The organism is Kingella kingae, from assembly GCF_900475905.1.
Lineage (GTDB): Bacteria > Pseudomonadota > Gammaproteobacteria > Burkholderiales > Neisseriaceae > Kingella > Kingella kingae.
The window spans coordinates 375303-388876 of sequence record NZ_LS483426.1 but is presented as its reverse complement, the minus strand read 5'-3'; the positions used below and the strand labels follow the sequence as shown (position 1 = coordinate 388876).

The 13574-nt window shown below is 44.4% G+C and carries 9 protein-coding genes and 1 tRNA gene; 9 read left to right on the top strand and 1 reads right to left on the bottom strand.

All coding sequences use genetic code 11. The annotated features are described in order from the left end of the window. Nucleotides 1-15 precede the first annotated feature (15 nt). The 5 genes from uvrC to DQN52_RS02105 all read left to right on the top strand — a co-directional run bounded on the left by uvrC (nt 16) and on the right by DQN52_RS02105 (nt 5665). Nucleotides 16-1848, top strand: a complete 1833-nt coding sequence (gene uvrC / locus DQN52_RS02125; RefSeq protein WP_032827844.1) for an excinuclease ABC subunit UvrC — start codon at nt 16-18, stop codon at nt 1846-1848. A 197-nt stretch (nt 1849-2045) separates the two neighbouring features. Further along, nucleotides 2046-2390, top strand: coding sequence for a helix-turn-helix domain-containing protein (locus DQN52_RS02120; protein WP_003788652.1), 345 nt, complete (start codon nt 2046-2048; stop codon nt 2388-2390). Continuing rightward, a complete protein-coding gene (locus tag DQN52_RS02115) occupies nt 2365-2889 on the top strand; it encodes a hypothetical protein (protein ID WP_050792409.1) in 525 nt (174 codons plus the stop codon). Before DQN52_RS02120 ends, DQN52_RS02115 begins: the two co-directional genes overlap by 26 nt. Before the next feature lie 532 nt (nt 2890-3421). Then, complete coding sequence (locus DQN52_RS02110; protein ID WP_003788647.1) at nt 3422-4450, top strand: LLM class flavin-dependent oxidoreductase; 1029 nt, start codon at nt 3422-3424, stop codon at nt 4448-4450. Between the two features lie 399 nt (nt 4451-4849). Beyond that, entirely contained in the window at nt 4850-5665 is an 816-nt protein-coding gene (locus tag DQN52_RS02105) for a substrate-binding periplasmic protein (protein WP_003788645.1), read from the top strand. A 104-nt stretch (nt 5666-5769) separates the two neighbouring features. Here DQN52_RS02105 and DQN52_RS02100 read toward each other — a convergent pair. Then, nucleotides 5770-5859, bottom strand: a tRNA-Ser gene (locus DQN52_RS02100). Between the two features lie 409 nt (nt 5860-6268). Between DQN52_RS02100 and knh the strand changes: the two genes are divergently transcribed. From knh to DQN52_RS02080, 4 genes are all read left to right on the top strand, one after another. Then, the gene (gene knh / locus DQN52_RS02095) at nt 6269-11767 is read left to right on the top strand and encodes a trimeric autotransporter adhesin Knh (protein WP_003788641.1); all 5499 of its coding nucleotides are present in this window, start codon (nt 6269-6271) and stop codon (nt 11765-11767) included. Nucleotides 11768-11851: 84 nt separating this feature from the next. After that, nucleotides 11852-12349 carry an outer membrane protein assembly factor BamE gene (locus DQN52_RS02090; protein ID WP_080561241.1) on the top strand — a complete coding sequence of 166 codons (498 nt, stop codon included), beginning with the start codon at nt 11852-11854 and terminating at the stop codon, nt 12347-12349. Between the two features lie 3 nt (nt 12350-12352). Further along, the gene (locus tag DQN52_RS02085) at nt 12353-12790 is read left to right on the top strand and encodes a hypothetical protein (RefSeq protein ID WP_003788637.1); all 438 of its coding nucleotides are present in this window, start codon (nt 12353-12355) and stop codon (nt 12788-12790) included. A gap of 217 nt (nt 12791-13007) precedes the next feature. Continuing rightward, entirely contained in the window at nt 13008-13571 is a 564-nt protein-coding gene (locus tag DQN52_RS02080; RefSeq protein ID WP_003792006.1) for an L-threonylcarbamoyladenylate synthase, read from the top strand. Nucleotides 13572-13574 lie beyond the last annotated feature (3 nt).

The window sequence follows — 13574 nt, the reverse complement described above, 5'->3', positions numbered from 1 at the left end:
TTCAGGCAGCCTGAAATGTCCGAATTCAACCTAGAAATTTTCCTAAAATCGCTCCCCAATTCATCGGGCGTGTACCGCATGATTGCCGCAGACGACAGCGTGTTATACGTTGGCAAAGCGGTCAATTTGAAACGCCGCGTGTCCAGCTATTTTCAAAAATCCGACCATTCGCCGCGCATTCAGTTGATGATTAAACAAATTGCACGGGTGGAAATCACGCTCACGCGCAGCGAAGCCGAAGCCTTGATTTTGGAAAACAATCTGATTAAATCTTTGTTGCCCAAATACAATATTTTGTTCCGCGATGATAAATCGTATCCGTATTTGATGATTAGCGGACACGAATTTCCCAAATTGGCGTATTTTCGCGGCACACCGAAAAAGCCTAATCAATATTTCGGCCCCTATCCCAACGGCTACGCGGTGCGCGACAGCATTGAGATTTTGCAGAAAGTGTTTCAATTGCGGACGTGTGAAGACAGCGTATTTTCACACCGCGACCGTCCGTGTTTGCTCGCGCAGATTAAGCGTTGTTCCGCGCCGTGCGTGGGTTCGGTGTCGCGTGATGATTACGCGGAACAGGTGCGAAATGCGGCGGCGTTTTTAAATGGCAAAACGGCGGATTTGTTGAAAGATTTGGAAAAGCAAATGTTTCAGGCTGCCGATGATTTGGATTTTGAAACGGCAGCGAAATTGCGCGACCAAATTCAGGCGTTGAGCGTGATTCAGAGCAAGCAATTTATTGACAGTCAAAGCGTGGGCAATCAGGCGGATATTGATATTGTGGCGTTGGCGCAGGCAAATGGTGGCGTGTGTTTGCATTGGGTCAGCATTCGCGGTGGGCGGCACGTTGGCGATAAATCTTTTTTCCCCGACACGCGCCACGACCCGAATCCAAACGGTCAGGATTATGCGGAAGCCTTTGTCGCGCAACATTATTTGGGCAAAATGAAGCCTGATGTGTTGATTTGTAATTTCAGGCTGCCTGAAAGTTTGCAGGCTGCTTTGAATAGTGAACACAGTCGCGCCATTCAATTCCCAAAAGCGGAAAAAGGCGAGCGTAAAGTATGGCTAAATATGGCGATTCAAAACGCAGAACACGCGCTGTCGCAACATCAATTACAAAATGTGAATCAGCAAGCGCGAGTGGCGGCGTTGGCGGAAATCGTGGGGCTGCCTGAAAGCGATTTGCAGCGTTTGGAATGTTTTGACATCAGCCACACGCAGGGCGAAGCGACGATGGCGAGTTGTGTGGTTTACGATGATTTTGCCATGCAGCCGAGCCAGTATCGCCGTTACAACATTAACAGCGTAACGAATGATGATTACGCGGCGATGCGTGAAGTACTGACGCGGCGTTACGGTAAGATGAAGGAAGCGCAGGCGAATGGCGAAACGGTGCGTTTTCCTGACGCGGTGTTGATTGACGGCGGCATGGGGCAAATTGGCGTGGCGGTGGCGGTGTGGGAAGAGTTGGGTTTGACGATTCCGTTGGTTGGCATTGCGAAAGGGGTGGAACGCAAAGCAGGTTTGGAAGAATTGATTTTGCCGTTTTCGGGCGAGCGTTTCAGGCTGCCGCCCAATTCGCCAGCCTTGCATTTGTTGCAGACGGTGCGCGATGAAAGCCATCGTTTTGCGATTACGGGCATGCGTGCGAAACGCGATAAGGCGCGAGTAACTTCATCGTTGAATGATATTGATGGCGTGGGCGCGAAACGGAAAGCGGCTTTACTCATGCGGTTTGGCGGATTGCGTGGGGTGCAGGCGGCGAGCGTGGACGATTTGGCGCAGACGGAGGGGATTAGTCGGGCGTTGGCGGAGAAGATTTATGGGTATTTTCATGGGTAGGACTCAAATTTTAAAAAATAATTTAATTTAAAAACAATGTATTGATATTTATTTAGTAAAATTTCACCTAAATTGGTTGAATTAGTTTTGATAAATGGTATAATTTTTTACGTATTGCTGTGATTGTAGTTCATTTTTGTTAAGTCCTTTTACCTTAAATTGTGGGTAATGAACTTTATTTATTGGGAGTAAATTTAATGTTAAATGATTTTGGAAAGACTATTCGGAAAGCGAGGATAGACACAGGCGAAACTCTTTCTAGCATGTCAAAAGGAATTAAAAAAACTGTTTCTTTCCTCAGTGCAATTGAAACAGGCGTTAAAAAAATCCCGATGGGTTTAGTGCCTGTAATTAGGGATTATTTAATTTCAAAAGGGGCTAATTTTGAAGATTTAGCCAATCTCGAGGAAGATGCAATTTTAGCTAATGGACAAATGAGTCTAGAAGGTCTCGATATAAATACACAAAAAACAGTAGCAAAATTTGCTAAAACTAATTTAACACAAGAACAAATTGATGCAATCACAAAAATATTGGAGTAAATTTTTAATGCTGGAAAATTTAGACGAACCTTATCAATTAAGAGGATACATGGTGCAAGCAAGAACAAATAGGGAAATTGCACAATTTGCTGTCCAATTATTTATTAATTTTATCAATAATGGAATTCAAACCCCTAATATTGAAAATTTAATTGATATTTTATCAGAACAAGATATTTCAATTCATATTGAAACAAATGCAAAATGGGATAGAGTACACTCTATTCATAAAAAAGGAGAAAGCACCCCTTCAAAAAAAGAAATTGTTATACCTAAGCGAGTTTTTGATGGGGCAAAAAAATTAAATACTGAAGATTTAGAAGTATTTTTTCATGAAATTGGACATGTTATCTTAAAACATTCTCCTATTTATATGAAATCAGAGGGGTATGTAATAACTGAAATCGATGATGCAGAGGCACAAGCTGATTATTTTGCTGAAATCATGCTTAAATTATTTGATATTAAGACCACTCCTAAGCAGTTGAGTTTGTTTTGAATAAAAAACGGCTTGAAATGCTACCAACATTTCAAGCCGTCTTAAAAAATAGTGACATTTAAGCTGCCAACTTAAATATCAAAGCAGTTTTCTTACCCACTGTTTACAGGAGTTATAAATTGAACTACTTACATTGGTTATGTACAGCGAATTCTAAACATAATATATCTCCTTGTCTATGCTTTTCGCCAAGAGGTAAGCAACTTTACATAGGAGATAGATATGCATTGCAACTATCCACGCGGTGTACATGTTTGCGCTTATTCACGCTATCGTTTAGGGCATTGGGAATATGTTCGTGAACATTGTCGTTCTTATCCAAGACAATTAACTTTATTTTAATCTAGCGGTTCCAAATACCTAGATTATATTGTGTTGTAATAAAGCAGCTACCTGAATGGAAATTTGGGTAGCTTTATCATTTTCTATCTCAATAAATTATTTTCAGGCAGCCTGAAACAACATTTATTCCCTTGAAATCCCCTACTCCGCCCCGACTTATTTTCAGTTACAACATTTCAAGGCACACAAAATGAAACTTTCCCTACTCAATCTCATCCCTGTGCGTGAAGGACAAGACTACGCCGCCGCCATGCAATCGATGGTAACGCTCGCCCAACAAGCCGAAAAAATCGGCATGGAACGCCTGTGGATTGCCGAACACCACAACATGAAAAACCTAGCCAGTTCCGCCACATCGCTGTTGATTCAACACGCATTGGCAAACACCCAAACCTTGCGCGTAGGCTCGGGTGGCGTGATGTTGCCCAACCACAGCCCCTACGTTGTAGCCGAACAATACGGCACACTCGCCACGCTCTACCCCAATCGCGTAGAACTCGGCTTGGGACGCGCGCCGGGAACGGATATGCGAACCGCCTACGCTCTACGCAAAAACCGCCAACACGGCGATTTTGCCGAAGAAATCGCCGAATTACGCGCCTATTTTGACGACACCGCCAACGTATCCGCCTATCCAGCCGCAGGCTTGGACGTGCCGTTTTACATTCTCGGTTCCAGCACCGAAAGCGCGTATTTAGCCGCCGAACTCGGTTTGCCGTATGCGTTCGCGTCCCATTTTGCACCGCGAATGTTGGAAATGGCGGTGCAGATTTACCGCCAAAATTTTAAACCGTCCAAATACCTAGCCGCGCCGTATGTGATTGTGGGCGTAAACGCGATTGTTGCCGACACCGACGAAGAAGCCAAATCACTCGCCACCACGCAAACCCAGTTTTTCATCAATGTCGTTACCAACGCGCAGCAAAAATTGCAACCGCCCATGTCGTCCAACGAAGAAGTTTGGCAACACCACACGCAAGCCAAACGCGCCACCCATTTCGCGCCTGTGGAATTGCCGATTTACAGCGAAGACCGCGCCGTCGTGGAAAGCATGACCGCGTGTTCATTGATTGGCAGCCCCGAATCTGTCGCGTTCCAGTTAGACAGCTTGGCAAAATCCGTGCAGTTTGATGAAATCATGGCGGTGAGCTACATTTTTGACGAAACCAAACAAATGCATTCCTATTCATTGCTTAAAGAAATTGTGGATAAACGCTAACTCATTCCCAAAACCACAACAAAGCAGCCTGCATGTTTGTTTAACACAAGTGCAGGCTGCTTTTTATAGTGAATTAAATTTAGATTAGTACAGCGTTGCCAACTCCCTTATGTACTAGATGTACACGACGGTTGTTGTCGCCTTGTCCTAATCGAAATTTAATCCACTATACATCGCCAAACAATTTAATCGACACAATTTTATGTCAAATAAGTCTATAAAACTCCCTATTTATGATGATTTACAGATAAAAAATAGCCGATTTTTTCAAAAAAATAACTAAATAAGATAGGGCATAGAAAAGCCTATCGCTTCTTTATAGAATAACAATAGTCAAATGAAATCAAAAGTTTTGTTTGGTTGGATAAACGATATTTAAAGAATAGAAGGAAGTATCAAATGAACAAATTATTAAAAACTAAATTAATTGTGATGACAATGACAATGGCATTGGCAGCGTGTTCTGGCAAAGAAACTGCGCCACCAGCACCAGCACCTGCGCCAGCAGCTTCTGCGCCTACTGCCGCTGCTAAATCTGCATCAGTTGTCAAAGTGGGGGTGTCTGCCGAATACCGCCCCTATGCGTTTGCTGAAAACAATAACGCACAAGGGTTAGAAATTGATATTCTACAAAAAATTGCGGATAAACAAGGTTTTACTGTTGAATTCGTCCCAACTCTGTGGAACGTTGCCTACAAAGAAGTGCAAGACAAAAAAATTGACATTGTGGCAATGGGTACAGCTCAAGACGAAGCTGATGCCAATATTGTCGTACCAACCGATTCCTATATGCGCTCGGGCGACTGTTTGGTACACATTAAAGAGACCACATTGCCCGACTGGACAAAAGGTAAAATTGGTGTGCTAAATGACGAGGGAATGGAAGAAGAATTGATGAGTGCCAACAACGTTAAAGAATCACAAATTATGAAAGAACAAACCAATTTCTTGATATTATCGTCGTTAGTAAAAAAATCGACCGATGTGGCAGTGGGCGACTGCACCGCGCTCAAATTCTATGCCAAAAGTCCGACACTCAAAGACTATTCGTTTGACATAGCAGAATACGTCCACTCATCGCAGCAAGAAGCCTCCATGAGCATGGTGTTGATGGTTAGCAAAGACAAACCCGAATTGCTGCAAAAAATCAATACAGGTTTGGCAGAGCTTAAAAAAAGCGGCGAATTAAATCAAATTATCCAAAAATATATGTAAGCCACGGCAAGCAACAAAAGCAGCCTGCACTTTGTTTAAACACAAAAAGTGCAGGCTGCTTTGATATGGATAAACCAAGCAGCCTGCACTATACAAAATTTAACTGGCGGAAAGGAAGGGATTCGAACCCTCGATACGCTTGCACGTATACACGCTTTCCAGGCGTGCGACTTCAACCACTCATCCACCTTTCCGCAAAGTGGCGCGATTGTATCCCAAATACGGCACAAAGCCAAATCTTTACCACGTCTAAATCGCCTTATTAAACAGCCAAACAGCCAATAAGCAACAGAAAAGTGCAGGCTGCTTGGCGTTTTACTTAAATTTACCCATTGCAAGTAGAAAAAATACCAATAAAAAACAAATGGTAAACATTGAAAAACATAGAATAGTCATTCTAAATTATTGAATTTGGTTGCATTTTTGCTTGTCTGTACCAAATGGCGTAGAGTTTATCAAAGTGATAAAATGCACAAATTTTTTCACATATTGTTTTATATTAAACAAGTTCATTGATTTTTAGCTTGGATAAATGTTCGTTTGGCTGAATTAAATTGACGCGATTCAAGCCTAAAATTATTTTAATTAATAAGGATATAACTTATGAATCATACATACAGAGTGGTGTATAACGAATCGACCAATACTTACGTTGCGGTGGCGGAGTTTGAGCCGAGCAAAGGTAAGTCTAAATCTTCGAAGAAGGCTATTGCTGCGGCAATTGCTTTGGCAGCGGCTCAGCTTGTGCCTTTAACGGCGCAGGCAGCTGTCTCCATTGGCTCAACCTCTGGAACAAGTATTGCTACCGAAGCAGAAGCAACAGATAGAGGTGTAGCTATTGGTGAAAAAGCGAAGGCGAATTATTCTGCTGTTGCTGTGGGTTCTGGAGCTTCAGCAATAGGAACAGACGTTGCAGTTGGTTCTAATGCTACTGCAACGGGTACAGATAACATCGCTATTGGTAACAATAGTAAAGCTTCTTCTACTGACAGCGCATTGAATTACGGCATTATTGCGATTGGTAACCAAAGCAACGGTTCTGCATCGGAAGTAGTTGCTATCGGTCAGTTGGCTTGTGCAACTGCTTCTCAAGCGGTTGCCTTGGGTTCACAAACTAAAGCAACGGGTGATCAATCTGTAGCGATTGGTGGTAATACTGTTTCTTCTGGTGCTTCTGCGTTGGCAATTGGTGGTGATGACTTGGATAAAGCTTCTGGCATGGGTCGTTCACTTAATGGTGTTTCGTGTGTAACAGCTGGCGCAATAAACTCAGGTGCGGTAAATACAGAATTTAAGAGAATTTCTGGTCAAGATTTGGTTAAGAAAGTCGATAAATTATCTTCTACTACTACTGAAGCGCAATATATGGCAACCAATGCTTATGGTGCAGCTTCTATTGCAGTAGGTATTCAATCTCGTTCTGGTGACTTAGCTACTGCATTTGGTACGCAATCATTCGCAACTGGTTTGGCTTCTACTGCTTTGGGCGTAGCGTCTAATGCAAGTGGTAATGGTTCGATTGCGGTAGGCCCAGGTACTGATGCGACTGGTGAACAGTCTATCGGTATGGGTGCGAACGCTACATCAAGCAATAATCACTCTATTGCAATTGGTACAAATACAATAGCATCTGGTAATCAATCTATTTCTATTGGTTATACCAATAATGTAAGCGGTAACAACTCTGGTGCATTCGGTGACCTTAGTACAATTACAGGCTCTGGTGCTTACACCGTTGGTAACAATAACACCATGGCTGCTAATGAAGCTGGTGCGTTTGGTAACCTGAATAACTTTACTTCTGCTGCAAATTACAGCCGTGCAGTAGGTAACCGAAACACTGTTTCAGGCAACAATACAATGGTGTTGGGTAACAACATCACTGCGACAACTAATGAATCTGTTGTGTTGGGTAATGGTAGCGCAGGCTCTGCGTCTGTTGTTACATGCTCTTCTGCTATTGTAAACGGCATTACTTACGGCAACTTTGTTGGTGCTGTAACAGGTACTGGTAAATATGTAAGCGTTGGTGCAAGTGCTTCTGATGCTCGTAAGATTGTGAATGTTGCTGCTGGTAATATTTCTGCGACTTCAACTGAAGCAATTAATGGTTCGCAACTGTATTTGATTGCCAACCAAATTACGACTACGGCTCAGCTTTCAAATCAAAGAAACGGTACAGTTAGTGCAACAACTGTTGGTAATACGCCAAACTTGGTTAATGCGACCACAGTTGCTGATGCAATCAACAAAAGCGGCTTTAACGTGATTGCAGGTAAAGTTGATGCAGGTAAAAACAGCGGTAAAGCACCAGCGAATGAATTAATCAATCCAGGTGGAACAGTTCGATTTGTAGCGGGCGACAATATGGATATTGAACAAAACGGTTCAGTATTCACATTCCGTGCAAACAACCAAAACGTTGTAGAGAATGCACAGTTGCCAGTGGTGTACACCAATGCCAAAGGAGATAAGTTAGTAAAAGGACAAGACGGCAAGTTCTACAAACCAGCTGATATTGCAAATTTGGTTTACAACCCTAAAACCAAGGCCTATTACCCAGCAGGTACGACAACCAATACATCAGGCGATCCAGTTGATTCAACAGGTGCGCCAGCTACGGCATCGAACGTAAAACCGACAAACAAAGGCGATGTGATTGCGTCCATGAATAATGGCAATAACAGCACGACTGCTGCACCAATGACTTTGACTAACTTAAAAGGCACATTGGAAAACACGACATCAGTTGCAAACGCAGATGGTAAGGGTAATGCAGCGACAGGCATCGGTGCAGAAGTAACCAAAGCCAAAGCAGCACCGACTTTGACAGCAACGCACTTGAACAACGCAGCGACAGTAGGCGATGTATTGAATGCAGGCTGGAATTTGCAAGGCAACGGTCAAGCAGTAGATTTTGTTAAGCCATACGACACAGTAAACTTTGTCAATGGTGCAGGCACAACTGCAACCGTTACCAGCGATGGCAACGTAAGCAACGTAGGTTACAACGTAGCGGTAGATAACAAGACAACACAGTTGGTAGACCAAAAAGGCGCACCGATAGTGCAGGCTGCTAATGGCAACTACTACCCAGCAGGTTCAGTAGAGATTGGTGGTAAATACTATCCAGCGGGTAGTAGAGATGACGGCACAGGCACAGGCACAGTAGTTGACTCAACAGGTGCGCCAGTGAATCCGTTGACTGCACTGAATCCGACCAGCACCCAAGTTGCGGCGAAAACAACCACCTTGGACGTAAGTACTGAACCAACGGCTGCGAACGACAACACGCCAGCAGGTAAAGTGGTAACGCCAAAGACTGAAAATGGCAGCAGCTTGGTTAATGCGACAACGGTAGCCAATGCGATTAACAAAAGCGGCTTTACTTTGACTTCATCAAACGGAGATACGCCAACAGGTCAATCAGATGTGATTAACCCAGGCGACAAAGTAACGATTGATGGTGGTAAAAACATCAACATCACTCAAACAGGTAGCACCATCACAGTTGCAACCAAAGATGATGTAACGTTCAACAACGTAAACACCACCACGATGACAGTTGGTAGTAAGCCTGATAATGCAGTGAACTTTAAGGCTGAAGCGGCAACTCCTGCCAGCAACAACCCCAAGGACAATAAACCAACAACTGCATTGAACATTACCAGTGCAAATGGCAAGCCAACGCAAATTACAGGCGTAGCATCTAGCTTGAACACAACGACTGTTGCAATCAATCCAGATAGCAATGCGACCGCCACAGGGCAGCCTGCAACGTTGGTTGATTTGGCGAACGCAAACAACAATGTAAATGCAGCAGCCACAGTGGGCGACCTGAAAAACATGGGTTGGGTTGTGTCAACTAAAGATAGTAATGGCTATACAGACGTTGTTAAAAATTCCAACCAAGTTGATTTCAAAGGCACAGGTTTAGCGACAGTTAAAGGTGAAACAGTTAATGGCGTGCGCACGATTACAGTTGATGTGAATGCTCAATCAACCGTAGAAAATGCCCAATTGCCAATTGTGTACACCAATGAAAACGGCGATAAGTTAGTTAAAGGACAAGACGGCAAGTTCTACAAACCAGCCGATATTGCCAACGCAACTTACAACCCAACTACGAAGACGTACACTAATACAGCAGGTGCAACAGTAGCCCCTGCAACGACTATTATCGCATCGATGAACAATGGAGATAACAACACGACTGCACCAATGACTTTGACTAACGTAAAAGGTACATTGGAAAACACGACATCAGTTGCAAACGCAGATGGTAAGGGTAATGTAGCGACAGGCATCGGTGCAGAAGTAACCAAAGCCAAAGCAGCACCGACTTTGACAGCGGTTCAGTTGAATAATGCAGCGACAGTAGGCGATGTATTGAATGCAGGCTGGAATTTGCAAGGCAATGGTCAAGCAGTAGACTTTGTACGCCCATATGACACAGTAAACTTTGTCAATGGTGCAGGCACAACTGCAACCGTTACAAGCGATGGCAATGCGAGCAAAGTTGCATACAACATTGCAGTTGATAACAAGACAACGCAAATTGTTGATGGGAAAGGCAATCCATTGGTTAAAGCGAACGATGGTAAATACTATCCAGCAAACCAAGTAGATGGTTCGAACAATCCGATTGCAGGTGCGGATCCAGTAACCAACACCCAAGTTGCGGCGAAAACGACCACATTGGACGTAAGTACCGCACCAACGACTGCGAACAACAACACGCCAGCAGGTAAAGTGGTAACGCCAAGTGCTGAAAATGGCAGCGGCTTGGTTAATGCGACCACAGTAGCCAATGCGATTAACAACAGTGGCTTTACTTTGACGGCAGAAGGTAAGAATGGTTCGGTAGTAAATCCTGGTGAAACAGTAGATATGAAAAATACCGATGGCAACATCGTGATTTCAAAAGTCGCTGCGAACAACGATGTGGTTTATGACTTGGCAAAAAACATTACTGTTGATAGCGTAAATGCTGGTAACACCACTGTTAATAATGCTGGTATTACGATTAAAAATGCCGATCCAAATAAAACAGTTAGCTTAACAGATGGTGGTCTCAATAATGGCGGTAACACAATTACCAACGTAGCAGCAGGTGTTAATGACACAGATGCGGTTAATGTAAGTCAGTTGAAATCAAATGTAAGTCAGTTGAAATCACAAGTTGCGGCATCAAAAGAAGAAGTAACATCAAATGACAAAACTGTTCGAGTAAACGTAAGTACCAATACAACCACAGGTGCAAATATTTACGATGTATCGGTTAATACTGGCAAAAGTTTGACTATAAACAGCACAACAGGCGCGATTGATGTGAAAACCGATGATAAAACCATTAAACAAGGCTCAACAGGTGCATTGGAAGTGGTAACTACTAACTTGACCGTTGCCAACAACGGCAAAGTGGATACGCCAACCAATGCCAACGGCAGCAGCTTGGTTAATGCGACGACGGTTGCCAATGCGATTAACAACAGTGGTTGGAACTTGCAAGCCAATGGCGACACAGCATCAAAAGTGTCTCCAGGTAACACAGTTCAGTTCCTGAATGGCGGTAACATCGACATTAAACGTGACGGCAACAATATCACGGTGGCAACATCGAAAGATATTAACGTTAAAGGTGATTTGACTGTTGCTGGCAACACGACTGTGAATAATTTCACGGTTAATCCAAATTCAACTGTGAACATGGGTGGTAACAAAGTACAAGGCGTTGCCGCTGGCGTGATTTCGGCGAACTCTACCGATGCGATTAACGGTAGCCAGTTGTATTACACTAACCAAGCGATTGGCGCGAACATCAACAATGTGGCGAACAATTTGAACGCGCGCATTAACGATGTTGCCGATGATGCCGATGCAGGCACAGCAAGCGCAATGGCAACGGCTGGCGTACCACAGGCTTACTTACCTGGTAAGAGCATGGTTGCGGTGGGTGCAAGCACTTATCGCGGCAAACAGGGTTATGCTGTGGGCTTCTCGGCTATTTCCGATAGCGGTAACTGGATTGTTAAAGGTACTGCGAGCGGTAACAGCAGAGGTCACTTCGGTGCAACCGTGGGTGCTGGTTATCAGTGGTAATCGTTAAACCCTTTGTTTAATCATTCTTTGAGAGCAGCTTGCCAATTGCAGGCTGCTTGCAAAGAATCAAACAGGAAAAAAATTATGTTGATGAAAAACTTAAAAACGATGTCTTTGTTGGCAATAGCAGCCTGCACTTTGGTGGCGTGTAATTCGGTAAACTCTTCGCCCAATAGCGAAGGTCAAAGCAGCACATTGGATTGGCCCAATCCACGCAGCACCACATTTAACAAAGACCGTGGCACATTCCCCAATGTGGATAGCTTGAAGCAAATCCGTTCGGGCATGACCAAAGACCAGTTGTATTATTTGATTGGTCGCCCACACTTTGAAGAAGGCTTCCGTGTGCGCGAATGGGATTATTTGTTCCATTTCAATACACCAGGTGTCGGCCCAAATGGCGTAACCACTTGTCAATACAAAATTTTGTTTGACAGCCAAAAATATGCGCGTAGCTTCCATTGGCGCGCGGTGGACCCAGTAGGCGCGGCTTGCCCACCACAACAACCAGAGCCAGTTGCACCTCCGCCACAAATCATTATTCGCGAAGTTGTGCCAACTCCTGCCAAAATCCGTCAATAATTCATGAAAACAAAACTATTGGTTTTGTTGATGACTTTGCTGGCAGGGCAGCCTGCACTGGCTGAATACGACGCAGCCACCGAAGCGTTTATTCAAAGCAAACGCGTGGTGGTGGATACCAGCAAAGCGGAGTTATGTTTTGCCGACACACAAGATTGTCATCGCGTGTTAATTGGCAAAACCACGCCAAAAGGGGTGTTTGGTTTGAATATTGTTCAAACGTCCGCCCCTGGTTATGACGGCGAAGTGATTGGTTTTAAGCAAGAGGGCGATTTTTTGTTTGCATTGCATCGCGTGTGGACGCGCAAACCTGCCGAGCGGCGTTTGGAGCGAATCGCATCAAATGATGTAGGTCAGCGGATTATGACCAATGGCTGCATCAATGTGAGCGATGAAGTGTATGAAAAATTGCGTGAATATTTTGTATTAGAAGTGGTATAATTTGCCACGATAAGAACCGCACTCGGTATTGGGTGCGGTTTTTTGTGATTGTTGTCGGCGGTCTTGACCCCGACAAATCGTTATAGTGAATTAAATTTAGATTAGTACAGCGTTGCCAACTCCCTTATGTACTAGGTGTACACGGCGGTCGTTGTCGCCTTGTCCTAATCTAAATTTAATCCACTATAATATTGCAGGCTGCTTTAAAGAAAACATCATGCACCGTCCCTTATCTTTTCAACAAATTGCCCAGTTACGCGCCCATTTAAAACGTGGCGGCGTGGTTGCCTATCCCACTGAATCATGCTACGGCTTGGGCGCGTTGCCCGACAATGTGCGCGGTTTGCGTACTTTGTTGCGCCTAAAAAAACGCCCGCAACACAAAGGCATGATTGTGATTGGTGCAAACTGGTCGCAGTTGCAACCGCATTTGTGCAGGCTGCCTTGCGATGACGTTGCTGCGTTGCAAGCCATATGGCCTGCGCCCAAAACGGTGCTGTTGCCAGCGAAGCCAACGGTGTTGCCTAATTTGCGCGGTAGGGGGCGCAATAAACTGGCGGTGCGGATTCCAGCGCACGACATAGCGCGTGGATTGTGCCAACAAGTGCAGGCTGCTTTGGTATCCACATCGTGCAATCGCGCCAAACAACGCCCATGCCGCAACGAACGCGAAGTGCGCCGACAATTTGGGCGACAAGTGTATGTGGTCGGCGGTAGAGTAGGGCGCAGGCGACAACCCAGTGAAATTGTGGATTGGGCGAGTCAGCAGAGGATTAGATAAACA